Origin of the sequence: Acinetobacter sp. ACIN00229, assembly GCF_016106645.1 — a bacterium.
Taxonomy (GTDB): domain Bacteria; phylum Pseudomonadota; class Gammaproteobacteria; order Pseudomonadales; family Moraxellaceae; genus Acinetobacter; species Acinetobacter oleivorans.
The window spans coordinates 19,703-45,164 of the sequence record NZ_JADWOM010000022.1 but is presented as its reverse complement, the minus strand read 5'-3'; the positions used below and the strand labels follow the sequence as shown (position 1 = coordinate 45,164).

25 protein-coding genes are annotated in these 25,462 nt (G+C 38.9%); 13 read left to right on the top strand and 12 right to left on the bottom strand.

Going from position 1 to position 25,462, the window contains the following annotated elements; genetic code table 11:
• Positions 1 to 44: 44 nt before the first annotated feature.
• The 7 genes from I7H67_RS17195 to I7H67_RS17165 all read right to left on the bottom strand — a co-directional run bounded on the left by I7H67_RS17195 (position 45) and on the right by I7H67_RS17165 (position 5,097).
• Positions 45 to 584 carry a hypothetical protein gene (locus I7H67_RS17195; RefSeq protein ID WP_198308420.1) on the bottom strand — a complete coding sequence of 180 codons (540 nt, stop codon included), beginning with the start codon at positions 582 to 584 and terminating at the stop codon, positions 45 to 47.
• A 147-nt stretch (positions 585 to 731) separates the two neighbouring features.
• The gene (locus tag I7H67_RS17190) at positions 732 to 1,019 is read right to left on the bottom strand and encodes a PA4642 family protein (RefSeq protein WP_003653274.1); all 288 of its coding nucleotides are present in this window, start codon (positions 1,017 to 1,019) and stop codon (positions 732 to 734) included.
• Positions 1,020 to 1,103: 84 nt separating this feature from the next.
• Complete coding sequence (gene minE, locus I7H67_RS17185) at positions 1,104 to 1,376, bottom strand: cell division topological specificity factor MinE (RefSeq protein WP_003653273.1); 273 nt, start codon at positions 1,374 to 1,376, stop codon at positions 1,104 to 1,106.
• Positions 1,377 to 1,378: 2 nt separating this feature from the next.
• Entirely contained in the window at positions 1,379 to 2,191 is an 813-nt protein-coding gene (gene minD, locus I7H67_RS17180) for a septum site-determining protein MinD (protein WP_004794144.1), read from the bottom strand.
• Between the two features lie 66 nt (positions 2,192 to 2,257).
• Positions 2,258 to 2,986 carry a septum site-determining protein MinC gene (gene minC / locus I7H67_RS17175; RefSeq protein ID WP_004641649.1) on the bottom strand — a complete coding sequence of 243 codons (729 nt, stop codon included), beginning with the start codon at positions 2,984 to 2,986 and terminating at the stop codon, positions 2,258 to 2,260.
• 121 nt (positions 2,987 to 3,107) lie between these two features.
• Positions 3,108 to 4,154 carry a preprotein translocase subunit SecA gene (locus tag I7H67_RS17170; RefSeq protein WP_111856008.1) on the bottom strand — a complete coding sequence of 349 codons (1,047 nt, stop codon included), beginning with the start codon at positions 4,152 to 4,154 and terminating at the stop codon, positions 3,108 to 3,110.
• Positions 4,155 to 4,170: 16 nt separating this feature from the next.
• Positions 4,171 to 5,097, bottom strand: a complete 927-nt coding sequence (locus tag I7H67_RS17165; protein ID WP_198308419.1) for an acyltransferase — start codon at positions 5,095 to 5,097, stop codon at positions 4,171 to 4,173.
• A gap of 245 nt (positions 5,098 to 5,342) precedes the next feature.
• On the opposite strand from I7H67_RS17165, the gene I7H67_RS17160 reads away from it, so the two are divergent.
• The 10 genes from I7H67_RS17160 to I7H67_RS17115 all read left to right on the top strand — a co-directional run bounded on the left by I7H67_RS17160 (position 5,343) and on the right by I7H67_RS17115 (position 15,344).
• Positions 5,343 to 5,996, top strand: a complete 654-nt coding sequence (locus tag I7H67_RS17160) for an OmpA family protein (protein ID WP_151767738.1) — start codon at positions 5,343 to 5,345, stop codon at positions 5,994 to 5,996.
• 193 nt (positions 5,997 to 6,189) lie between these two features.
• Entirely contained in the window at positions 6,190 to 8,229 is a 2,040-nt protein-coding gene (locus tag I7H67_RS17155; protein WP_005303153.1) for a UvrD-helicase domain-containing protein, read from the top strand.
• Between the two features lie 23 nt (positions 8,230 to 8,252).
• Positions 8,253 to 8,705, top strand: a complete 453-nt coding sequence (gene dut, locus I7H67_RS17150; RefSeq protein WP_003653255.1) for a dUTP diphosphatase — start codon at positions 8,253 to 8,255, stop codon at positions 8,703 to 8,705.
• 198 nt (positions 8,706 to 8,903) lie between these two features.
• Entirely contained in the window at positions 8,904 to 10,322 is a 1,419-nt protein-coding gene (locus I7H67_RS17145) for a phosphomannomutase/phosphoglucomutase (RefSeq protein WP_005303157.1), read from the top strand.
• A gap of 15 nt (positions 10,323 to 10,337) precedes the next feature.
• On the top strand, positions 10,338 to 11,243 hold the full coding sequence (gene argB / locus I7H67_RS17140) for an acetylglutamate kinase (protein ID WP_004794131.1): 906 nt from the start codon (positions 10,338 to 10,340) through the stop codon (positions 11,241 to 11,243).
• Between the two features lie 122 nt (positions 11,244 to 11,365).
• A complete protein-coding gene (locus I7H67_RS17135) occupies positions 11,366 to 12,148 on the top strand; it encodes a GNAT family N-acetyltransferase (protein ID WP_004794129.1) in 783 nt (260 codons plus the stop codon).
• A gap of 107 nt (positions 12,149 to 12,255) precedes the next feature.
• Positions 12,256 to 13,104 (top strand): class II glutamine amidotransferase, encoded by an 849-nt coding sequence (locus I7H67_RS17130; RefSeq protein ID WP_198308418.1) that lies wholly within the window; start codon positions 12,256 to 12,258, stop codon positions 13,102 to 13,104.
• A 251-nt stretch (positions 13,105 to 13,355) separates the two neighbouring features.
• A complete protein-coding gene (locus I7H67_RS17125; RefSeq protein ID WP_151767741.1) occupies positions 13,356 to 13,811 on the top strand; it encodes a bacteriohemerythrin in 456 nt (151 codons plus the stop codon).
• Between the two features lie 151 nt (positions 13,812 to 13,962).
• Positions 13,963 to 15,030, top strand: a complete 1,068-nt coding sequence (locus tag I7H67_RS17120) for a hypothetical protein (protein ID WP_198308417.1) — start codon at positions 13,963 to 13,965, stop codon at positions 15,028 to 15,030.
• Positions 15,030 to 15,344: an RnfH family protein gene (locus I7H67_RS17115; protein WP_198308416.1), complete on the top strand. Its 315-nt coding sequence runs from the start codon at positions 15,030 to 15,032 to the stop codon at positions 15,342 to 15,344. The genes I7H67_RS17120 and I7H67_RS17115 overlap by 1 nt, the downstream gene beginning before the upstream one ends.
• Before the next feature lie 64 nt (positions 15,345 to 15,408).
• Here the strand turns inward: I7H67_RS17115 and I7H67_RS17110 are convergent, their stop codons facing one another.
• Positions 15,409 to 15,807, bottom strand: a complete 399-nt coding sequence (locus I7H67_RS17110) for an outer membrane protein assembly factor BamE (RefSeq protein ID WP_003653245.1) — start codon at positions 15,805 to 15,807, stop codon at positions 15,409 to 15,411.
• Positions 15,808 to 15,918: 111 nt separating this feature from the next.
• On the opposite strand from I7H67_RS17110, the gene fur reads away from it, so the two are divergent.
• Positions 15,919 to 16,356 (top strand): ferric iron uptake transcriptional regulator, encoded by a 438-nt coding sequence (gene fur / locus I7H67_RS17105; protein WP_002121758.1) that lies wholly within the window; start codon positions 15,919 to 15,921, stop codon positions 16,354 to 16,356.
• Positions 16,357 to 16,425: 69 nt separating this feature from the next.
• On the opposite strand, the gene I7H67_RS17100 is transcribed toward fur, so the two are convergent.
• Complete coding sequence (locus tag I7H67_RS17100; RefSeq protein WP_198308415.1) at positions 16,426 to 17,544, bottom strand: PilT/PilU family type 4a pilus ATPase; 1,119 nt, start codon at positions 17,542 to 17,544, stop codon at positions 16,426 to 16,428.
• Between the two features lie 19 nt (positions 17,545 to 17,563).
• Positions 17,564 to 18,601 carry a type IV pilus twitching motility protein PilT gene (locus tag I7H67_RS17095; protein ID WP_003653239.1) on the bottom strand — a complete coding sequence of 346 codons (1,038 nt, stop codon included), beginning with the start codon at positions 18,599 to 18,601 and terminating at the stop codon, positions 17,564 to 17,566.
• 126 nt (positions 18,602 to 18,727) lie between these two features.
• Between I7H67_RS17095 and I7H67_RS17090 the strand changes: the two genes are divergently transcribed.
• Positions 18,728 to 19,420, top strand: a complete 693-nt coding sequence (locus I7H67_RS17090) for a YggS family pyridoxal phosphate-dependent enzyme (protein ID WP_198308414.1) — start codon at positions 18,728 to 18,730, stop codon at positions 19,418 to 19,420.
• Positions 19,421 to 19,527: 107 nt separating this feature from the next.
• Positions 19,528 to 20,370: an undecaprenyl-diphosphate phosphatase gene (locus I7H67_RS17085; RefSeq protein ID WP_198308413.1), complete on the top strand. Its 843-nt coding sequence runs from the start codon at positions 19,528 to 19,530 to the stop codon at positions 20,368 to 20,370.
• A gap of 122 nt (positions 20,371 to 20,492) precedes the next feature.
• Here the strand turns inward: I7H67_RS17085 and I7H67_RS17080 are convergent, their stop codons facing one another.
• Together I7H67_RS17080 and I7H67_RS17075 are read right to left on the bottom strand one after the other, a co-directional pair.
• Positions 20,493 to 24,089: an AAA family ATPase gene (locus I7H67_RS17080; protein ID WP_198308412.1), complete on the bottom strand. Its 3,597-nt coding sequence runs from the start codon at positions 24,087 to 24,089 to the stop codon at positions 20,493 to 20,495.
• Between the two features lie 9 nt (positions 24,090 to 24,098).
• Entirely contained in the window at positions 24,099 to 25,367 is a 1,269-nt protein-coding gene (locus I7H67_RS17075) for an exonuclease SbcCD subunit D (RefSeq protein WP_198308411.1), read from the bottom strand.
• Positions 25,368 to 25,462 lie beyond the last annotated feature (95 nt).

The following is a 25,462-nucleotide window of genomic DNA, read 5'->3' as shown; positions in this document are numbered from 1 at the left end:
AAAAAGCCTCTTGAAGAGGCTTTTTTTAATTGCTAAATTTTAGATCACTTATATAGAAATAATATAATAAAACTGACAATAATCAGTAGCCACATGATAGATCCTATAATGATTAAAATGATTTGAGGTGTATTGAATTTTTCTTGCTCAATTGTCGTATTTAATTGTTTTTGTGCATAGTTCAACGCTTTAAATGCTGGTATTAAAAATATAATACTGCATAGAGAGATAAGCCAGTAAGGATCGGGTAGGCTAGCTAGTAAAGATGTAATTAGATATGCTAAATACATCCAACCTGAAGAGAAATCATTAGTATACCCTTGTTCTTTGGCGTAGTTTTTTATGTGATTAAATAGTGAATATAAAAAGAATATAGAAAAAATTGCACGAGCAGCAGGCATAATATTTAAATTATCTTTGATTAGAAAAAATCGCCATGCTTTAAACATCCACCAAATTGGGTATAAACCAAAGGAAATTAAGGATAGAAAGATAAACTTATTAACACTAATAATTTTTAAATTTTCTATATGATTTGATTGGATGGGTTGTGTTTGTTTTAAATTAATAGGTTCTGGGTTCATAAATTTATATTTAGAATAAAATGGTGTTGATGACTTTAAGATTATTTGTAATAAATGTAAATAATTTAGGAAATTGAATAAACCACATAATCTATCTCTTAAGTTTTACTAAGATAGATTATGCAGTCTTATTCAAATAAAAAAAGCTTAAGCAAACTTTGCTAGAACTTCTAAAAATGGTGCCGATTGACGCGGAAATTTGGCAATCACATCATGGATGCGTTGGCCTTCAGGGTCTTTGGCATTAATATCGCGTCCGTCCGCAATAAATTGAGTCAAAAGACGTTCATAGTCTGTTGGACGCATATGTTTGAATGCATGGTAGAGCACATGAAAATCTGCGTTCACACCCGCTGGCGGAAGTTGGTTGAGGTAGGCAAAAACACGCTCATCGGACCATTCTTCATTGAAAGTTGCTGGCTGTGATAATGCCATGACAATCTCCTCAGTTTTAAAAAAGGCAAAATAACTTGCGTTATTTTGCCTTGATTCTGTTTTATTGAATAGTCAGAAATAGAATTATCGTTCTTCAGGTAAATTGATATTCATTTCTAACATTTCGATATTAGCTTCGGAGCGAACCTGCATTTGGATATGCTGTTCACCTACACCGCTGACATAACGACTAACCACTTGCATGATTTCTTTCTTCATCTGATCAATCTTGTCTTGGCTTAAACGGCGGCCTAAACCTTGTTCAGAAGCAACAATAACTTTTAAACGATCTTTTGCAGTTTGAGCACTTGATGGCTTTTCGTCACTGCTAAATAATTTACTCCAGAATCCTGCCATATCTACGCTCCAAATAGTCGTGCTAACCAGCCTTTAGGTTGAGCTGTGATGTGTCTATAAGGACGGTCTTCACCAAGAAAGCGAGCAACCAAATCATCATAACCCTGACCAGCTTTAGTTTCTGAATACAGAATTACTGGCTTACCTTCGTTTGATGCTTGTAATACACTTGGACATTCTGGAATAACACCTAATGTCGGTACGCGTAAAATATCTTTAGAAATATCATCAATGGTCAGCATTTCCTGACGGTCTGCACGTTCAGGGTTGAAGCGTGTAATACATAAATGTTTACGTATACGTCCTTCGTTTTGTTCAACCTTTTTGGTTTTGCTATCTAACATACCAATAATACGGTCAGAGTCACGTACTGAAGAGATTTCAGGGTTTGTTACAATGATTGCTTCATCTGCATGATACATGGCTAAAATTGCACCACGTTCAATACCAGCAGGTGAGTCACAAATGATGTAATCAAATTCTTGAGATAGCTCATCAATAACACGAGCAACACCATCGTCGCTCAACGCATCTTTATCACGTGTTTGTGAAGCCGGTAAAATATAAAGGTTTTCGATATCTTTATCGCGAATAAGGGCTTGCTGCAGACGTGCTTCGTTGTTAATCACATTGACAAAATCATAAACAACACGACGCTCACAACCCATAATTAAATCAAGGTTACGTAAGCCTACATCAAAATCAATCACAACAGTTTTATGACCACGAAGGGCTAAACCTGTTGCAAAAGATGCGCTCGTTGTAGTTTTACCTACACCACCTTTGCCTGATGTTACGACAACAATTTTGGCCACCGAATCCACTCCTATTATGGTCATTCACCCTTAAAAGGGCTGTTTTTTGGTGATTTGCTTAATAAACTAAAGTTCAATCGCTTCAAATTCAAGCTCTTGCTTTTCATTTAAATAAATATGTACTGGTTTTTTTACCACATGTTTAGGGATATCATCTGCGACACAATACGTTCCGGCAATGGAAACGAGCTCAGCCTCTAAAGATTGGCAAAAAATGCGTGCAGCTGCGTGCCCGCCCGCACCAGCAATGACTCTACCACGAACTGTGCCATAAATATGTATATTTCCTGATGCAATCACTTCAGAACCACTATTCATGCCAGCTTTTAAAATAATATCGCCGTTATCTTGTACGAGGGATTGGCCTGTACGTAAAATTTCATCATGATAAGAGGTAATATGAGCAACCGCTATCTTGTTTAGTGGTTTTTTTGTTTCTGCTGAAGATGATGCAGGAGCGGTAGCAGGTTTTTCTACAATTGCGACTTGCTCTGTTGTGGCTTTAATACGCTGTAATGGTTGATCTGCCGGTAAAACAGGGAATTGAATAGCGCGAGCTTCATCTCCTAAAATACCGTCGATTACCGCCATAGGCTGTAGACCCAAGCTCACCAGAAGTTGAATTAATGCAATTAACTCTTGCTCAACCGTACTATCAATAATCACTAAAGTTCCTTGATAGGAACCTTCATTTAATATATTTGATAATTGCTGGCGGATCACATCATGATCATTGGTATCGAAGGTTATCCTGCTAAAGTTAACCATTCTGCCGGTAATCCGGATATCAGCCATAAGTCTTCCTTCAAGGCGTTAAAACGAGCTGTAATATCGTTAAGTTTATTGTAAATAGAGCAAATGCTAGAACAAATCGTGCCAATTCTCTAGCGTGTTTAATAAAAAATTAAGTAAATGCTTATTCTTTGATTCGATCATACTCCGCAAGCGTTTGTTGCCATTGTTTTACCTTGACCTGTTTTCGTACAGACTCCAGTGTCTCGAACACGACAGATTCAACCAATTGCTCAAGCTGACGATTATTAATATTTATTTCACTCACTTTTTGAGAAATTAATTGATAAGTAGAATTCGGACTGTTTGGTGATCCCTCAATTAAAGGTTCAATTAAACCTGCACTAATATTTTCACCTAATCTTTGGCCAATACTCTGAATTTGCTGTTCAATACGACCACCGACTAAAGGAATTAAGCGTAATAATTGGGTTAGCTCAGGTGTATCTACTATGGCCTGATCTACAATTTTCCCAACACCTTTTGTTATTGCCGGTTTTTGTTCTTTTAAAGCAGTCGCTAAAGACTCTTGTAATAATGCTGTTAGGGTAGCAGTAAATTGCTCACGATGATGATTAACTAAGTCGTGAATAATCTGTTTATGGCTAGAACTGGTTTGAAGTTCATATCTAATGCCATCAATCACTGTAATAACAACACGATCGGAAAGTTCTTCCATGACAACGCGATAGTAAAATAAACCAGTCTTTCTCCAGCTTTCTGGAATAACTCGATAGCCCATTTCGTGTAAACGATAAGCAATAATCCCAGCTCGGAACAAACGTAGAAAACGAAGCTGAGGAATAATGGCTAAAATTTCATACCAGTGAATAAAAGGGAAAAAGAACCAACGTTTATGGTGTTTATTGATGATTGCAATGCTCCAGCGCACGAGCAGCTCAACAATTAAAAAACCAATAAACCAAGCTTCTGATGTGATCACCCACGGGTGTAATGAATTACGGTAAAAGCTCAATATCTGAGGCAAATGAATGTGTTCAAAGAACCATGCCCCAATACTGCTCATTAAAAAGAAATTAGTCGCAAGACAGAACAGGTTAAAAATAATAATAAACACCATAAAGATGTCATAGATCAAAAACAGCTTAAACGAAAGGCTGTTTGGATCTACATGATGATATTTCGTTTTTTTCCCAGCGCTGTTTTGCATAATAACGGATGCTTTCTTAAATATTTGTAGAGGTATATTGAGATTTCATTTGCTCAATAAGTTGATCTTTTTCGGTCCAGATTTCATGCACCCATTGTTGGAAACGTTCACGGTAAACCGCATCGTGTTCATAGTTTCCACCAAGAACCCAGTCTGGAATTTCAATTTTACGCAAATTTACTGCAATTCTTGAAACATCACCGAGCCAGAAATCGCTATATCCAGGAACGCCATTAGGATAGACAATTGTCATATCAACTAAGGCATCAATTTTGTCACCCAAAATATTCAAGGCAAGTGCCAAGCCACCTGCTTTTGGTTTAAGCAAATGCTTATATGGCGATTTTTGCTGGTCATGTTTTTCTTGAGTAAAACGAGTACCTTCTAAATAATTCAATAATGTGAAGGGCTGACTTAAAAGCTGTTCACAAGCTTTACGTGCTTCCATCATGTCACGATCTTTAAGTTCAGGATTCTTTGCAACCTGTTCTTTTGTGTGACGTTTCATCATCGGGAAGCCAAGAATTTTAAAAGCTTGCCCAACGAAAGGAATAAAGATGAGTTCCCATTTGGTAAAAAAACGGGTGAGTGGCATACGGGTTAAACCAAAATATTGATTCACCGTCGTATCAACCCAACTTTGGTGGTTACACGTCATGAGATAACGACCTTGCATATTTAGGTCAAGCCCCTCATCAATCGTGATATCCCATTTTAGATTTGGTAAAACATGGTCAATTAACCAATTATTTACCCCTAACCAGCTGTTTGTAATTTGAATATTGGTTTCATCTATTTTAGATGATTTTTTTAAAAGCTTAGTCAGACCTAGTGCAAGAACAGGTGGACCATGAAAAAACGTACTTCCTGTAATGACTGTACCTACAGTGAGTCCACGTGTAATTTTTTTTAGCGCAGATTGCTTATTGGGTGCAGTTGACATATGAATGACCCCGAATGTCTAAAATCCATAGAAAAGTTGTTCAACTATAACTGTCATAATATGAAATACAACGATATCTTAGACAACAATGAAGAAATTGTGATGAGGTAGCATCTTAAAGTGCATCAAAATATTACAAAAACATAACTAAACTGTTTATTATTAACAAAATATCAATGTTTTATACTTCCTTTTTGTTTCATTATTCACTCAACAACAAAACACTCAAAGTGAGGAGGCATGCAATGCGTGCATTAGTTATTTCAACAGTGGTAGGGGCAGCAGTAGTACTTTCTGGTTGTCAAACAACAGGTAACAACCTTGGTGGCGTTGAATACGATAAAGCCGCATTAGGTACATTAATCGGCGCAGCAGCTGGTTACGGTATTTCTAAATCAAGTGCAAACTCTAGCCGTCAAAACAACCGTGCTGCAGCAATTGGTGCAGTTCTTGGTGGTGCTAGTGGTTTATACCTTGACCAAAAAGAGAAAAAATTACGTCAACAAATGGCTGGTACTGGCGTAGACGTTGGCCGTAATCCAGATGGTTCTGTTCAATTAATTATGCCTGGTAGCATTACTTTTGATACAAACAAATCAAACATCAAGCCAAACTTCTACTCAACTTTAAACAAAGTTGCTCAAACTTTGGCTGAAGATAACAAGAGTGCAATTCTTGTAACAGGTTATACTGATAACACTGGTAATGATTCAATTAACATTCCATTATCACAAGCACGCGCTCAATCAGTACGTAGTTATTTAGCTAGCCAAGGCGTATCTGCTAGCCGTATCGACGCGCAAGGTTTTGGTTCATCTAACCCAATCGCAGATAACTCAACTGCATCTGGCCGTGAACAAAACCGTCGTGTAGAAATCAGCATTTATGCTAAACAATAAGATTTAGTTTATTGTTTCAAAAACCACCTTCGGGTGGTTTTTTTATGGGTGCAGTATAAGAAATAATCACGACATTCTGCGGCGCATAAATTGCATTATTAGACATCATTTATACATATCCATAGATTTACTATTGGGATTCTAAAACAGAGATGACTATAATCATGCTCGAAAAATTAAGAGGTAATACACGATGTCATCTGCCAGTCAATTGAACAACAAGCAAGAAGAAGCCATGAAATATACTCAGGGCCCTTTATTGGTGCTTGCTGGCGCTGGTTCAGGTAAAACATCGGTAATTACGCGTAAAATTGCCTATTTGGTGCAGCATTGCCGTATTCCAGCGCATCGTATAACCGCGATGACCTTCACAAACAAAGCTGCTCGTGAAATGAAAGAGCGTGTGACCAAGCTTTTGTCACGTGAAGAATCAAAAGGTTTATCTGTTTCGACTTTTCATACTTTTGGTTTAAACCTTTTACGTTTAGAACTTAAAAATTTACCTTTAAAAGCTAATTTTTCGATTTTAGATGCAGATGACTGTAAACGTATTTTGATGGATTTGATGCATCGCGACAATTTGTCAGGTGCAGAGAGTAAAGAATTAATTGCTAAGGCAATGAAGAAAATTTCAGATTGGAAAAATGATCTGATCGTGCCAGAGCAAGCACATTCAACTTGTGAAACACCTGAAGATGTACAGTTTGCCCATCTTTACCAACTTTATGAACGTAATTTACGTGCTTACAACGCTGTTGATTTTGATGACCTAATTGTTATGCCAACACGTTTACTGCAAGAGAATGCAGAAGTACGTGATAAATGGCAAAACCGTGTTCGCTATTTATTGGTCGATGAATATCAAGATACCAACACCGCTCAGTATATTTTGGTGAAACTTTTAGTTGGGGTAATGGGTCAGTTCACCGCGGTAGGTGATGATGACCAGTCGATTTACGCATGGCGTGGTGCTAAGCCTGAAAATATGGCGTTGCTTAAACAAGATTTCCCAAATCTACATATTATTAAGCTTGAACAAAATTACCGTTCGACCAGCCGTATTTTAAAAGCTGCCAACTGTGTGATTCAAAACAACCCACATATTTTTGATAAGAAATTGTGGAGTGATAAAGGGCATGGTGAGGTTATCCGAATCATTACATGTCGTAATGATGATGATGAAGCAGAACGCGTAGTCAAAGACTTACTGACTCATAAGCTAATGAACGGTAAGAACTGGAAAGATTATGCCGTTTTGTATCGCGGAAACTTTCAGGCACGTGTATTAGAAACCCAGCTTCGCCAAATGCAAATTCCGTATAAACTCTCTGGCGGTACTTCGTTCTTCGCTCGTGCAGAAATTAAAGACGTGATGAGTTATTTACGTCTTATTATTAATCCAGAAGATGACAGTGCTTTCTTGCGTATTATTAATACGCCTAAACGTGCGATTGGCCCAGTTACTCTTGAGAAGTTAGGTTTATTCTCGCAAGAAAATAATTTGTCTTTACTTGGTGCTTCTGCTGATCAACGTTTAAGCATGGTGCTTCCTAAAAAGGCAGAAACTCAGCTTCATGAGTTTGCTGACTTTATCGCGACATTTACGCGTGAATTGTTAGAAGACGATGAACCTGTGCCTAAAGTTCGTCAAATGATGAACGAAGCTGGTTATATGGATTACGTTCGTGAACAGTCTGCAACACCTGCACAAGAGAAAAGTAAGCTCGATAACATTGAGAATTTATTTACCAGTATTCAAAACCTCATTAACCGTGCAGAAGACGTTGATGAAAAAAATATTGAAAGCGTCATTCGAAAACTGGTTCTGCTTGATCTGTTAGAACAGCAACAGGAAGAAGAAGATACGGACAAAGTTAACTTACTTACTCTGCATGCTGCAAAAGGTTTGGAATTCCCATATGTGTACATTATGGGACTCGAAGAAGAACTATTGCCGCATAAAAACTCGATTGCAGCAGAAACCATTGAGGAAGAACGCCGTCTCATGTACGTGGGAATTACCCGTGCACGCCAAGGTTTAACATTAACACTGGCAGAACAGCGTAAAAATGGCGGACAGATGAAACAGATGACACCTAGCCGTTTCCTTGATGAACTTCCGCAAGATGAGCTGGAGTGGTTAGGGCGTAAAAAGAAAATTGCGGCTAATGTTGACCCTAAAGAACAGGCTCAACAATATCTGGCAAATTTAAAAGCTTTATTAAAGCGTTAATTTTTTAATTTTTAGGAAATCCCATGAAAGTTCAAGTGAAATTGCTCGATCCGCGTTTAGGTAAAGAATGGCCTTTACCTTCATATGCAACAGCAGGTTCAGCGGGTTTAGATTTACGTGCCTGCGTCGATGAAGCAATTGATATTGAACCAGGACAAACTGTTTTAGTTAAAACAGGTATGGCAATTTATATTCATGATGTAAATTTTGCTGGTTTAATTTTACCGCGTTCAGGTTTAGGTCATAAACACGGTATCGTGCTTGGCAACTTAGTTGGTTTGATCGATTCAGATTACCAAGGTGAATTGATGGTTTCGGTTTGGAACCGTGGTCAAACAACATTCCGTTTAGAACCAGGTGAGCGCTTGGCACAATATGTTTTAGTGCCAGTCGTACAAGCTGAATTTGAGCAAGTAGAAGAATTTGAAGAAACTTTACGTGGCGCTGGTGGCTTTGGTCACACAGGTAAACAATAAGTTTTTTAAAATATTAACGAAAAAGAAACGCCTGTTGAACAGGCGTTTCTTTTTATATCTTGAATGTTACAATGGATTATATTACAACACGCTTTACTCATATTCTTTTAACTTTTTTAGCAAATAAACCTTTCAAAAATTTTGAATAATCTATGTTTTTGCGATAGATCGGATTGATCTTTAAATAGAAGATACGCTATGAATGTAAGACACTCATTTCCAAAAAGTATTTTTCGTGCTTACGATATTAGAGGCAAACTTTCTTACTTAACCGCGGACGTTGTTCGTTCGATTGCCTACGGATTGGCACAACAATACAAACAAGCAGAACAAACCCAATTAGTGATTGGCTATGATGCCCGTCTCACAAGTCCAGCCTATGCACAATTAATTGAAGAAATTTTAGTAGAACAAGGTTTAAAAGTTACCAACATTGGTTGTTGTTCATCACCAATGATGTATTACATTGCGAGAGATTTTGGTGGCAATGGCATTATGGTGACTGCAAGCCATAATCCAAAATCGGATAATGGTATTAAGTGGATTTTAAAAGGTGAACCGCCGTCTCCGGAAATGATTCAGCAGGTGGGTGACGAAGCTCAAAATTATGTACCAGCTCATTCCATTTCTGTACTTGAGTTAACCCTACCTCAATTTAAAGCTGAATTTTGCCAGAAATATCAGCAAGCCATTTTTAAAGATATTCAATTAAAACGTCCTTTAAAAGTTATTTTAGATGGTTTACATGGCTCTGCTGGACACTGCTCAAAATTAATCTTGGAAAAAATGGGCTGTGAAGTCATTGCTTTACGAACCCATCCGAATGGCGAGTTTCCAGATCATGCACCAGACCCTTCGCATGCAGCTCATTTAACTCATTTGCGTAAAGCAGTGGTTGAGCAGCAAGCAGATATCGGCATTGCTCTGGATGGTGATGGAGACCGTGTCGTTTTAGTCGATGAAAAAGCCCAGATATTGACAGCAGACCGTTTATTATCACTTTTTGCGCAAATGTGCTTAGAACAACACCCTGAGCAAGAAATTGTTTTTGACGTGAAATGTTCACGCATGGTTCAAAAAACGGTCGAACAACTCGGCGGAAAAGCAAAAATGATTCGCACGGGAAGTAGCTTCTTAAGAGCTTATTTATCTCAGTCAAATGGACGCGCCATTTTTGGTGGAGAATATGCAGGCCACTACGTTTTTAATGATGGGCGTGGTTTCGGATACGACGACGGTCTATATGCTGCATTACGTGTAATGGAATATTTTACTCAATCGAGTGCGACAACAATTTCTGAATTATTTGCTCCTTATCCAGAAAGATGTTGTACAGAAGATACCTATATTGGTACGTATCAGTCTGATCCAAAGTATGTATTACAAGATATTGAAATTTTAAGTCATCGTTTAGGTGCCCGCATCAGTAAAATCGATGGCGTACGTCTTGATTTTGATGATGGTTTTGGCATTATTCGAGCATCAAATACTGGTGAATATTTTACAGTAAGATTTGATGCAGATAATCCTTTACGATTAAAGGAAATCCAGCAAAAATTTGTAGATATGTTGCAAGAGCACTATCCGCAAATTGCACAAGAACTTTCAGAGGCCTAAGTAAGGAGAGGCGTAATGCCCCAACATCAGCATATCGGTGTCGACAAAGCAAAAATCTTGATTGAAGCTTTGCCGTATATTCAACGTTTTACTGGTAAAACGCTGGTGGTGAAATACGGTGGCAACGCGATGACTGATCCGGAGCTCGAAAGTTCATTTGCTCGCGATATCGTTTTACTTAAAACTGTCGGGTTAAATCCGATTGTTGTTCACGGTGGTGGACCACAAGTAGACTCATTTTTAAAGCAGTTAGGCCGCGAGTCTGACCGTATTGACGGTATGCGTGTAACTGATGCTGCAACCATGGAAGTGGTTGAAATGGTATTAGGTGGTAGCGTAAATAAATCAATTGTTAACCTGATTAATAAACATGGTGGCCGTGCAATTGGTTTAACAGGGAAAGATGGTAATTTACTTCGTGCCCGTAAATTACTTATGGAAAAGCAAGAAGAAGACGGTTCTATCAAACATATCGACTTGGGTATGGTTGGTGAAGTGACTGGCGTTAAAACAGATGTATTGGAAATGTTCACTCAAAGTGACTTTATTCCAGTGATTGCACCATTAGGTGTGGATGAAGAAGGCAATACTTATAATATTAATGCTGATTTAGTTGCAGGTAAGGTTGCAGAAGCACTAGGCGCTGAAAAGTTAATTTTGCTTACCAATATTACTGGTGTGCTTGATGAAAATAAAAATTTGTTAACTGGTCTTACTACGCAAGAAGTTGATCGCCTCATTGAAACAGGTGTGATCTATGGCGGTATGATTCCTAAAGTAGGCTGTGCACTTGATGCTGTCAAAGGCGGTGTTGTAAGCGCACATATTGTTGATGGCCGCGTACCACATGCAACATTGCTTGAAATCTTCACTGATCATGGAGTGGGTACACTCATTTCTAATCGCACTAAAACAGCTTAAGAAATCCGCTATTCTCAATAAAAAGATCACCCTAGGTGGTCTTTTTTTATACCACTTTAGTTTGGTCATTTTTTTGTCATGAGCTTTGACTAGTGTAAGGGGTGTCACTAGGAGCGTTCATTATGCTGGAAAAATTTAATCAATATCGCCAAACCTGGACTTTACCTTTAAATCGTCATAAAGCAATAAATCAGACACAATTTCGTTTTGAATGGGTTGATAATTTAAAAGAATTACAAGATGTACAGCGGTTTCGTGCACAACAATTTAGCCAACAATTTGGAATTCATTTTGAAGATAACTTAGACCAAGACATTTATGATTTTGGTTGTGAGCATGCAGTCTTACGTGAAAAGTGGACTGGAGAGATTGTCGCATATACCCGTCTAAAACTATTTCAAGGTCATGAGATTGCACAAAGCTACAGCGCACATGAGTTTGATATTGTTCCTCAGTTATCACATCTTCCTAATGTATTAGAAATAGGGCGTACCTGTGTCCATCCTCGCTTTCGTAATGGTAAAGCATTATCGACACTGTGGTTGAACCTTGCACCGAAAGTGCTATGGTCAATGCGCGCTAAATACTTGATGGGGTGTGTCAGTATTCATTTGCAAGATAATTTGGCTAGAGCGTACTACACGCATCGCCAGATTCAGCAATTATCTGAAAGTAAAACCATTGATATTCGTTCGAAAAAAATCTACGAACCTGAATATCCTGAATTTAGCTTTCCACAAGATGAGCGTATGCCGAAACTCTTCCAAATGTATTTGAGCATGCAATCAAAACTATCGAAACAGGCTTTTTTTGATGAAGAGTTTAACTGTCTAGATTATTTTGTATTTCTGGAAGTGAATAAAGTGGCAACTTCATTTGTCATGAATAAAATGGGTCAGCGTTAATCATATGTTGTATTTTCTAATAGCCAGCACATATTGAGATTTGCAAGCAATTTTACTCTCATGCACAATAGAGCAGATGGGGTAATTAGAAGTAGTTTAAAAGCGATATGTGCCAGCTATTAGGAATGAATTGTGCAACACCAACGGATATTACTTTTTCTTTCCGTGGTTTTTCACAGCGTGCAGGAATTACCTCAGACCATAGTGATGGATTTGGTATCGCATTTTTCGAAGATAAGGCTTGCCGTTTATTTGTCGATAACCAGTCGGCAGTTGAATCTCCAATTGCCGATCTTATCCGTAATTATCCTATTAAATCACGTAACGTGATCGCGCATATTCGTAAAGCGACTCAAGGTAAAATCACTTTAGAAAATTCTCATCCCTTTATTCGAGAGTTGTGGGGGCGTCATTGGATTTTTGCCCATAATGGTGATTTACATGACTTTGATCCACCACTGAGTGGACGTTTTACGCCAGTGGGGAATACAGACAGTGAACGCGCATTTTGTTATTTGCTCGATCAACTTGTTGAAGCTTTTGGCTATGAAGAACCAAGCCTTGAGCAGATATTTGAAGTATTAGAAAAAATTTCGCCACAAATTGCTGAGTACGGCACATTTAATTATTGCTTATCGAATGGCAAGGCATTATTTAGTTACGCGATTACTAAATTACATTGGTTGGTTCGAGAATATCCATTTAATCAGGCTCATTTAATTGATTTAGATGTCGAAGTCGATTTTAGTCAGGTAACAACCCCTGAAGATCGTGTGGCAGTAATAACAACTGAACCTTTAACACATAATGAAAATTGGACAGCTTATCAGCCCGGTGAAATGATTTTATTTCAACATGGCGAACCAATTAAAAAAGCAATTACTTATGTAGAGAGATTAAAGTGTGAGCAGGAAAATCCTGAACTTAAACGTATTACTCGTGCAGATCAATATTAATATAAAGTATATTTAAAATATATAAATAGGAATATCTATATATATTAAACGCTTAATAATAAAGTATTTTGTTTAAAAAATACTTTATTATTTTAGTTGGTTAAAATTTTAAAAAATAAATAAAAACAATAATTTATGTTTAATATAATTTTTATATGATAAACCCGACAAAATAGCTTTGTTTTTATTTATATTCTTTAAATATATCATGAGGTTTATGCAACAGTCATTGAACATCATTGGGGAGATGTATGAAAATGAAATGGGCTTCAGAATATAATACGGGTATTGATGTTATTGATGAGCAACATAAACGAATACTTGATTATATTAATGAAATTGATGATGTAAAAGATGATGCAGATAGACGTCGAATTAAAGATGTTTTAGATAATATTATTGATTACACGCAATCTCATTTTACTTTCGAAGAAAGTTTACAAGAGGAAGCCGATTATAAATATCGTGTACCACATAAACGTGTACATGACTTATTTATTAAAAAGATAGAGTTATATCGTGAGCGTTTTGAAATGGGACATACTGTTGAAAAAGAGCTACAAGAAATTTTAGCAAAATGGTTAATTAACCATATTCAACATGATGATGCCGATTATGTAGGGGCTGTAAAAGAAAATATGATGGGAATTATTAGAGAAAAAGAAAAGAAGAAAGGGAAAAACTGGTTTGCTCGGTTTTTCGCATAACTTAAATAACAAAACTTATAATTTTAGTTAGCGCAGCAAACTATCGTTTCGGTAGTTTGCTTTTTTTATTGAGCAAGCTTTGATTTTCAGGCATGAGACGGGCAAAATATCTATAGTCTTTTTCAAGGAATGCATAATGCAGGACATACCTATGTCACGATGGTTATCGCCCCTGATGGCGTTTTGCTTGTCTTTCATCATTATGGCGACATTGGCACCCGCTGTGGGGATCCAGATTGATCGTCAAATCGATTTCTGGTTATTGTGGTTGGGCACAATGCTGTTATTAGCTCTGCCAGTTTGTTATTTAGAAATTGCCTTAGCAAAACGGTCGAAGACTACTGCTTTAAATGCTTTATCAAGTTTAACTCGTGAAGCAGATAGTTCACCAAAATGGCGTTTGGCTGGTTGGCTTGCAGTTATTTTTATTCCATTTTTAGCCGGGAATGTACTGAGTACTGCTGGCAATTTACTGACAGTACAGCTTAATAACAGTATTTCTGGGCAAATTATTTTTGCTGGTCTTGCAGTTGCGGCTTTAATTTTATCTTTTATTCCGCGTCAGATTTTAATTGTGTTAATGACAGTCGGTGTAATTGCTTCTCTTGTTTTAGCTAATACAATGGGAACGACTTTACAGCCTTGGCATTGGACAAATGTTGAGTTTAAAGAGTGGGGTAATGCAACTGTACTTGCTCTTGTTGCGAGTGGTTTAGGCTTAGGACTTTACTGGCAAAATAGCTTGTCTGTAATTCACTCTCAAGAAGGCGCTACAAGAACTGTACTTCCAATCTGGTTAGCTCAGTTAATTGCTGTTGTTGCGTTTGGTTTCTTTTCTCTTCAAGCACAGCTTCCTGTTTTTACCTGGCTTTTTACTGCGGTAATGACAACAGCGCTGTTTATTCAACTTGCTAAAGAACAGCTTGCTCAACGTCAACTGGTGTACGTTTTACAATGGGTGATTATTGTTGTAGCAATTGCAGTTTGGGCTGTGCCGGAACTTCACGGCATCTTTACGCTGATTTTGATGCTTTGGGGATTACTCATTTGCCTGATCTATGCAATTTTTGCTGGCTGGATTATGAAAATTAGCCACTTGCGTAAATCAATGAATTTTAGCAATGAGTTGTTCTATAACTTGTGGCGTATTGCGGTACGTATTGTTTTACCGCTTTCAATTGTAATTGCCATGATTGCGGTAGTTGGACAAATTATCTGATGGAAAAAGCTCAGCAAGTGTGGGTTGCTTTTGCAGCCCCAGAGCAACAGTTTCTAGTTGCTATTCCATTTGAAGCTGGAATGACAGCATTACAAGCAGTTGAAGCGAGTGGGTTGCAGACACAGATAAGTTTGCCGGAGCCATTACAACTTGGCATATTTGGTGCAAAAGTTGAAGCACATGCGATTTTACAAGCAGGTGATCGGGTAGAGGTCTATCGGCCTTTAACGATTAATCCTAAGGATATACGCCGTAAACGCGCCGAGCAAAATCCTGTGGGGCGATATATTAAAAGTAATCGCTTAAAGCAATAAGCCCCATAAATAAAACCCCTCGAAGTATTTCACTTGAGGGGTTTATTTTTATTAGAAAAAACGATTATAGTGGTGGGGCAGTTAAAATCGCTTCTTTAGAAGCAGGTAAACCTGGTTGCGACTCTGGAATAGTTTCTAAACCTTCAATTTTAGTTACTGTGCCAGTGCCATCAAAGTAAATTTTTAAATGCTGACCATGTGCTGCGGGGATTTTTGCCTTTTTAGCATACGTTCCCGGGATATAGTTGTAAATGTAGTCCCAACGCTGAGGATTGAGTGGATCAGTCACAGTTGGACTACCAAGCAAAAAACGCACTTGCTGGAAATTCATGCCGACTTGTACTTGAGAGGCCTGAGCTTTGGTCAAAGGAGTCCCTTGAGGAATATCAACCTTATATACACCAAAGATTGAACAACCAGCAAGGAGTGAAGTGACTAATAACGTCAGCACGAGTTTTTGCATTTTGCTACACTATCCCAATAAATTATGATGCATTTGATCAAAGGATAGATCATACTTCATCTAAATTCTATTGCCTATTCCAACTTGAGATTTGTTGAGAGACCTTTTTTCATGCCTATTTCCAATCAAGATTTGCGCAAAGCTGGACTTAAAGTTACCCTTCCACGAATTAAGATTTTGGAATTATTAGAAAATTCAAAGCAACATCATCTTAGTGCTGAAGATATTTACAAGACTTTGTTAGAACAAGGGGAAGATGTCGGTCTTGCGACAGTTTACCGTGTGTTAACACAATTTGAAGCTGCAGGTATCATTCAGCGTCATCATTTCGAAAATAATCATTCTGTTTTCGAAATTATGCAAGAAGATCATCACGATCATTTGGTTTGCCATAATTGCAACAAAGTTATTGAATTTACTAATGATGTTATCGAGAAGGAACAGCATGCTGTAGCAGAGCAACATGGGTTTACCTTAACGGGTCACTCATTAAACCTCTACGGTTACTGTAACGAACCTGAATGTCAGGAAGTTCTGCGTAAGAAATAATCGTTTTCACACAAAGGAAACAAATAAAAAAGGAAGGTTACGTTTAACCTTCCTTTTTTTATGAAGAAATTACTGTCGGTCGAAGGTTAAATGCTGATTTGTGCCTGCAATTTGATCAGGTCCTTCTTCCGCAAGCTTAATCGTCAAACGTAAATCATTTGGTGAATCGGCATGTTTTAATGCATCTTTGTAGGTAATTTGGCCTGCTTTATAGAGATCAAACAATGCTTGGTCGAAGGTTTGCATACCGAGTTCACGTGATCGTTTCATTAAATCTTTAATTTCATGAATTTCACCTTTACGAATGTAATCTGAAATTAATGGTGAGTTAATTAAAATTTCAATTGCGGCGCGGCGAGAATTGCCATCAGGCGTTGGAATAAGTTGCTGAGCAATCATGGCCTTTAAGTTAAGAGATAAGTCCATGTAGAGCTGACTGTGGCGGTCACTTTCAAAGAAGTGAATGATACGGTCAAGTGCTTGGTTAGCGTTGTTGGCGTGCATTGTGGCTAATACAAGGTGACCTGTTTCAGCAAAGCCAATCGCGTAGTCCATTACTTCACGAGATCGAATCTCACCAATCAAGATGACATCTGGTGCTTGTCGCAAAGTATTTTTTAAGGCAATTTCAAATGAGTCCGTATCGATTCCGACTTCACGTTGGGTAATGATGCAGCCCGCATGTTCGTGAATAAACTCGATCGGGTCTTCAATGGTAATGATATGACCTTTAGTATTGTGGTTACGATAGCTAATCATTGAAGCTAAAGACGTCGATTTACCCGTACCTGTCGCACCAACAAAAATAATGATACCGCGTTTGGTCATTGATAAATCTTTAAGAACAGTCGGTAACTGCAAGTCATCAATTGAAGGAATTTTAGTTTCAATTCGACGTAGTACCATGCCTGGCATGTCACGCTGCTGAAAAGCGCTCACACGAAAGCGGGCAGTTTTATCACGGTTCATAATGGCAAAGTTACATTCACGAGTGTCTGCAAATTCTTTGCGTTGCTTTTCGCTCATGATGGAATGTAATAGTTGACCAATTACTTCGCCTGAAAGACTATTCTTTGAAATTGGAACAATTTGTCCGTTAATCTTCATAGATGGTGCAACACCATCTGTAATAAAAAGATCGGATGATTTTTTTTCAACCATGAGGTTGAGTAAGTCATTAAAATCCATATTTATTCTCTAATTATTTTTATAGGAATGATTCAGGCTGTTTTGCAGCAGTACGAGCCGTTTGTGGACTAATCACTCCACGAGAAACTAAACCTTTTAAGCTTTGGTCGAGTGTCGTCATGCCATGATTTGCACCAGTCTGAATTGATGAATACATTTGGGCGACTTTGTTTTCACGAATTAAGTTACGAATGGCAGGAATACCAATCATGATTTCATGTGCTGCGACACGCCCACCGCCATTCTTTTTAAGCAGGGTCTGTGAAATAACAGCCTGTAAAGATTCAGATAACATGGCACGAACCATGTCTTTTTCTTCGGCAGGGAATACGTCAATCACACGGTCAATGGTTTTTGCAGCAGAAGTCGTATGGAGCGTACCAAATACCAAGTGACCCGTTTCGGCAGCAGTAAGTGCTAAACGGATGGTTTCAAGGTCACGCATTTCACCGACCAAAATAATATCTGGGTCTTCACGCAGTGCTGAGCGTAGTGCTTCGTTAAAGCCATGTGTATCGCGATGTACTTCACGCTGGTTAATCAAACATTTCTTCGACTGGTGTACAAATTCGATAGGGTCTTCAACCGTTAAAATATGGTCATAACGATTTTCGTTGATATAGTCCATCATCGCTGCAAGCGTCGTAGATTTACCCGAACCCGTTGGGCCTGTAACCAGTACAATCCCACGTGGATAGTCGCAAATATCTTTAAAGATTTGACCTAAGCCTAAATCTTCCATAGTAAGTACTTTAGATGGAATGGTACGGAATACTGCACCAGCACCGCGGTTTTGGTTAAATGCGTTAACACGGAAACGAGCAACATTTGGCACTTCAAAAGAAAAGTCGGTTTCGAGCTTTTCTTCGTAGTCTCGGCGTTGTTTATCATTCATGATGTCATAGACCAGACGGTGAACATCTTTATGATCTAGAGCCGGTAAGTTAATGCGACGGACTTCACCATCAACGCGAATCATCGGTGGCATGCCAGCAGACAAGTGTAAATCGGACGCGCCATTTTTCACAGAGAAGGCGAGTAGCTCTGTAATATCCATAATTTCCCCAAGTAAATCAAAATATGTCATTATTTTGTAGAATAATATACGGCTTTCACCGAGGCTTACCAACACCTCGCTTTAGGTGAAAAGCAAAAAAGTTTTTTGAAAATGAGAACCTTGTCAATGAATTACCTGCAAGATGCGCGGCAGCACGTATTACAGCAAATCAGAGTTGCTTGTGAACATGCTCAGCGTGCGCCTGAAACTGTGCAACTTTTAGCCGTATCAAAAACACATCCGAGTGAAAGTTTGCGTGAAATGTATGCAGCAGGGCAAAGAGCATTTGGTGAAAACTATTTACAGGAAGCTTTGGAAAAAATCGAAGCTTTACACGATTTAGAAATTGAATGGCATTTTATTGGTCATGTTCAGCGCAACAAGACTAAACATTTGGCTGAAAAGTTTGATTGGGTGCATGGTGTAGATCGTTTAATTATTGCTGAGCGATTATCTAATCAAAGACTTCAAGATCAATCTGATTTGAATATTTGTTTGCAAGTGAATATTGATGGGCAAGACAGTAAAGATGGTTGTGCACCAGATGAGGTTGCGGAGTTAGTCGCTCAAATTAGCCAATTAGCAAAAATCAAACTACGTGGTTTGATGGTAATTCCAGCACCAGACAATACAGCCGCTTTTGTAGATGCTAAAGCCTTGTTCGATGCTGTGAAAGAAAAACATGCCTACCCAGAACACTGGGACACATTAAGCATGGGAATGTCAGGTGATTTAGACGCTGCGATTGTCGCAGGTTCAACCATGGTACGTGTAGGAACGGCTTTATTTGGAAAGCGCGATACAGTTGAGAAAAAATGACTTTTACAATTTAGATAAACGTTTTGTCGGGTAACTGTAATTTGTTAATTTAAATTTAATTTTCCTAGCTTATAACCCAGATATTTTAATATTTGAGTGTGTAGGGTATGGATTTGTTGCATGTTTTCATTCTGGCAATCATTCAGGGATTCGCTGAATTATTGCCAGTTTCTAGTTCCGCACACGTTATTTTAGCTGAAAAGTTAATGGGGTATGATCCATCTGCACCTGATATGACTTTCTTACTTGTGATGTTACATACAGGTACGATGTTTGCAGTGATTGTCTACTTTTGGAAATCTTGGAAAAAAACCTATTTTTCTTCTTGGGAAAGTTTTGAAAAACAAGCCTTCTATATTATTTTGGCAACGCTTATTACAGGCGTGCTTGGTTTAGCGCTTCAATCTTTGATTAAACATGTGTTTTTTGGCGGCGCGAGCAGTTTCGAAATTGAGCATTTATTTAGTAACTCAAAACTCATGGCAGCCGCGCTAATTTCGGCAGGTGTTCTTATTATTTTATCTTCACGTTTAGATCGTGGTCAGCAGGGTGAAATTAGTTTGCGTAGTGCTTCTATTATTGGGGCGGTGCAGGCTTTATGTTTGCCTTTCCGTGGCTTTTCACGTTCTGGTGCAACCATCTCTACAGGTTTATTTTTAGGTGTATCACGTCAAAAGGCTGAAGAGTTCAGTTTTGCGTTGGCTGTGGTACTAACACCAGCCGTTATTTTAAAAGAGTTATATCGTTTAATTCACGCTCAAGGCTTACAAACCGTGGCGCATGGACAAGTGTTCCATTCGATGGTTCCAAGCTTATTGGGCATGTGCTTTAGCTTCGGTGCTGGTCTTTTGGCGCTAAAATGGTTGTCTTCATGGTTAGAACATGGACGCTGGCATTTGTTCGGTATGTACTGTATCGGTTTTGCAGTTGTCGTACTCTCCGTGAATTAATTTTTTGATGTTTTAAAAATAAAAAATTAGTACAAGGTAATACTAGAAACAAAGGGGCGTAAATAATACGCCCCTTTGTTATATAAGATTCAATCAAGTTTAAGATATGAAATGCTAATAAATTAACCCACGACTTCAATCGTACTTGCGCCAGCACCAAGTGGTTTCACCTGAATTTGTACAGGAATACGCTCATGCATTTCTTGAATGTGTGAAATGAGAATGACCTGACGTCCCTGATTTTGCAATTGATCTAAAGCATTCATGACCATGTGCAAAGAAGAAGCATCCAAAGTACCAAAGCCTTCATCAATAAACAGAGATTCAATTTTCATTGAACCCGATGCCATATTGGCAATCGCTAAAGACAAGGCAAGGGCTGTTAAGAATGACTCACCACCAGATAAAGATGCGACAGAGCGGGTTTCTCCATCCATGTCGTGGTCAATAATCGCAAGACTTAACGATTGCTCTAGACGTTTAAGCGTATAACGCTGAGAAAGCATCGCCAGTTGCTGGTTAGCATGTTCTACTAAAATATCTAAGTGATATTGCTGGGCATAGTCACGGAACTCTTTACCTTTAGCATCGCCAATTAAACCTGAAATTTTGCTCCAGCGATGTTCTTCTTGCTGAATGTTTTGAATTTGCTCAGCGTATTGTTGCTGCTTCGCAAGATTTTGCTGATGCACCTCGAGCTTAAGCTTAAGCCGATCACGTACTTCAAGTTGTGCTTTAAGCTCTGCAATATTGTTTTGAATAAGGCTAACGAGCTTTTCATTTTCAATATCTGGCTGAGTTTGTAAATGCTCGCTCAATTGCTCTTGCATGGTCTTAAGGGCAGAAGAAGCTTCACTTAATAGACGCTCAGCATGATTAAGTTGGTTACGAATGTCTTGCTCTTGGGCAGAATTAATCTGCATGAGCGCCGTAAGATCAGATGCTTGAAAATCAGCGTGGGCCTTTAACCAGTTTTGAATTTGCTCATCAATCTGATGCTGATGTTGCGAGGTATGTTGATGTTGATGCTTAAGTTGATCGAGCGCCTGTTTTTGCTGTTCAAAGTGCTGTCTGGTTTGTTCGAAACGCTGTTTAGCTTCGTGATATGCCGTTTGTTGCTGCTGACGTTTGGCATCGTGCTCAATTAACCATTCGTGCGGTTTAATGTCAGCGCGACCAGTCATTTGTTGAATGAGCGACACCGCTTTTTCATTATTCTGTTGGCCTTTAAGCGTAATGTCTTTGAGATTTTGATCGACCTCATCAATTTGCTTGGTCATTTGTTCAAGATTGGCAGCTAACATTTTAAGTTCTTGTTGCTGCTGTTCAAAACGCTGTGCAAGCTGTTCTTGTTGTTCAAGCTGCTTAGCACGTGTGTCGAGAATCGCCCAAGTCTGCTTAGCCGTTTGGCTACTCGACTGCTGCCACGCGTGCTGCTCGGTTTCAGATAAACACTCAACAATATGTTGAACTTGTTGTTGCCATTGCTGTGCCGTATTGAGCAAACTTTCATTACGTTGAATCGTTTGAACAAGCTGATTGTGTTGTTTAATTGCTTGGGCTAAACGCAAGTTTTCTGAGTCAAATGAACTTAAAACAGTTTGTGCCGCTTGTCTGAGTTCGTTCAGCGTTAGCAAGATTTGTTCAGGAGACTGATTAAGCTCAATTTGCAATTGATTGAGGCTAAACTGCTGCTCAAGTTCTTGCTGCAAGCTTGATTGTTTGGCTTTAAGTTGAGTTAAGTATTTCTGAACTTGCTCAAGCTCGGCACGACACTGGGTAAGCGCATGTTGCTGTGTTTGCCATGTATTAAATTTAGTTTGCTCTAATGCAATAGCCTGTTGTTCTTGCTGTTGCTGTAAATCGAACAAGGCCTTGGAGACTGCACTGTCATCAACACGATAGGGGTGATGTGTGCTTCCACATACTAAACACGCTTCACCTTCTTTAAGATTGGCCCGTAACTGCTCAATATTTTCGGTGTGTAATAAACGCTGTTGTTGCAGGATGTGCTGTAAATTTTCACGTTCAGTTTTTGCTGTTTGGTACTCTTGCTCAGTCGACTGGCAAAGGGTTTTTAGCCGCTGTTCTTGCTCTGAGGTTTGAGTATGTTTTTCAGCAAACTGCTGAAGCTCAGCATATAACTCATGATAAGTTTTTATTTTTTGCTGAATCAGATCTAACTGAGTGATTTGAGCAAGTTTCTGATCTTTATCTTTACGCTGTTGTTCAAGCTTTAACTCAATCTGTTCAACTGTGCCTACAGAAACAGTGATCTGTTCGAGTTCACTTTTAGCTTCTGATAGCTTCTGGCGAGCAAGGGCAGGGTTGCCGAGCTGCTGTTCAATTGCTTGGTAATTTTGAATAAATTGCCCAAGTTGATTTAAATGGGCTGAAAGGCCTTTATCCAACACAGCATATTGCTGAGTTTGGGTAAGCTGTTGTTGTAGATGAATTTGGTTCTGCTCAAGCTGCGCAATGTGCTGTTGCACAGTGTTTTGCTGCTGGTGCAGTGGACTGAGTTTTTGCTCAAGTACGTTTCTTTTTTCTTTGCACTTTTTATATTCATCGGCAATAAAGGCGCGTTCTTGAATGGACTGTCGAACTTGATTTAAAGCTTGTTGATGCTGCTGCTCAAAATCGAGCGTCTGTTTGAGCTCTTGTTCTGCAAGTTGATATTGTTTTTGTCCCGTTTCAAAAATTTGCACCAACTCATTAAACTTGGTTTGAGCTTGCTGAATTTTCGGCTCAAGTTGTTGTAGGGTTTGTAAATTTTGAGATTGCTGAAAAACTTGTGGGCGTATTTCAGAAAAAACTTCGAGTCGTTTTAATTGCTCACGCTCACCAGCCAATTGTTGATGATGATTTTGTTGAGTTTGAAACTGTTGTTGTTTAGCTTGAACTTCTTGCTCAAGTTTCGCTTTGCGCTCAAACCATTGTTGTTGTTTGTCTAAGACATTTTTTTGTTGTTCTAACTGTTGATGGTTTTGCTCGGCTTGCTGATATTGTTCGGTAAAAGCCGCAATTTCTTCATCAGACAAAATTTCAATGTGGCCTAAGAACTCTTCAAGCTGTTTACGCTGCTTTGCAATATCTGCGGTTTTACGAAAAGCCAATTCACCAATTTTGGCGAAAATACTGGAGTTGGTTAGGTATTCGAGTAACTCACCGCGTTCGCTGTCTCGTGCTTTTAAAAACGCGGTCACTTCTGACTGAGCAAGTAGTACAGCACGAGTAAACTGTTCAAAAGAAAGCTGGGTAATTTGCTTAACTTTTTCATCAACCGCTTTGGCTTTGTCTGCAAGTACCACGCCATCGGTCAGGCATTTTAAATGGCGTTGCACGCTTTGTAATTTACCATTTGGGTTTTCACGCGCACGTTTAATTTCCCAACGTGCCAAATAGCGTTTTTGATCTTGTGCGATAAAGCAAAGCTCAGCAAACCCATGTCCTGTACCACGGCGTAAGACAGTTAAAGGTGAGTTAGTGAGTAACTCTGAACCATCAACATCTTTTAATTTACCATCGCTGTCTTTAAGGCGAGGAACCCGATTAAACAAAGCCAGACACATGGCATCTAAAATGGTCGACTTACCAGCTCCTGTTTTTCCCACAATCGCAATTAAACCCGCATGGGCGAGAGGTGCGCTTTCAAAATCAATAAAGTGTTCATCAGAAAGAGATGCCAGATTTTTTATTCGAATGGATAAAATTTTCATGACATATCCTTAAGGGGTTGCATCATTTTCAAGATTTTTTTGTGCTTCTTGTACCAGACTCAGAAAATCTTTTAAGACCGCGTCATCGGCGCTGTAACCTTGTTTTTCCCAAATATTTTGAAAGAGTTTTTCTGGTGTTGGCGGTTCAAGGGCGATTTGCTGAGTGGTATTTGAATCGGTAGCATCTTTATTCACATATTGACGTGAAATGCGCACTAAACGGTAGCGGTCAGGCGGTAGAGCCGCTTCAAACTGCTGACGTAAATTAGGTTGCGGCGGCGTTAAACTATAATATTCAATATCGACATATTCACGGTGGTCAATATTCTCAATCACGCCCTTTGGCAATGCTTTAAGTTGTTGCAATACTTCGTTTAACTCACCACGAATACGGTGCAATTGTATGCAACGCGGAATTTCTATAGCTTCAAATTGCAAACGGTTGTCTGTCTCTTGAGCTGGGTCAATTTTGACCTCAACCACTTGGTGCTTATAGTTAATTTCACTAAATGAAAGCGGAATCGGTGAACCGCTATAACGAATATGAGGCTGACCTACTTTTTGTGGCTTATGCAAATGCCCTAAAGCGACATAATCGACAGCATCTTCAAATAATGTCGTTGAAAGCGCCTCTTCATTACCAATAATAATTGGGCGTTCAGAGTCAGATGTTTCTCCACCTTGCATGTGTGCATGCGACATCAAAATAAGCGCTTGGTCTGGTGTCTTACGACGTTTGGCTTCGGCAATGAGTTGCTGATGCAAATAGGCAATCGCGTTTTTACTGTTGGTGGTATGTTCATTAAAGCCCGTGATTTCGGCTGAACGTAAAAAAGGTAGGGCAAGGCACCACGCCACAATATCTTGATTTTGATTATAAATAGGTAAAAGTAGTCGATCGAGATCTAGCGTTTTATCTTCATTCCAACGAACCACGCCCACGGTTTTTGCGTTGTATTTTTCTAAGAGTGGTTCGACCTGTTCAATACGATAGCCTGAGTCGTGGTTACCCGCAATCATAAGCGTTTGCATGTGCGGTGCAATGCGATGGGCATCTGCTAAAAATTGGTAGAGTTGTTTTTGTGCTTGAGAACCGGGGTTAATCACATCAAAAATATCGCCAGCAATGAGCAAGGCATGCGGTTGTTTTTCTTGAATTTGAGTGAGCAACCAGCTTAAAAATTGTTGGTGTTCGTAATGGCGTGAATGATTATAAAAAAACTGCCCCAAATGCCAGTCAGAAGTATGTAGAAAATGTACGGACATAGAAACAGACATCAAGCCAAAATAAACACAGATACGTTAGCATAAATTGACAAGAGATTTTATCAAGACATTTTAAAGTGCTCGTTATTTAAGCCTAAGTTGAAACT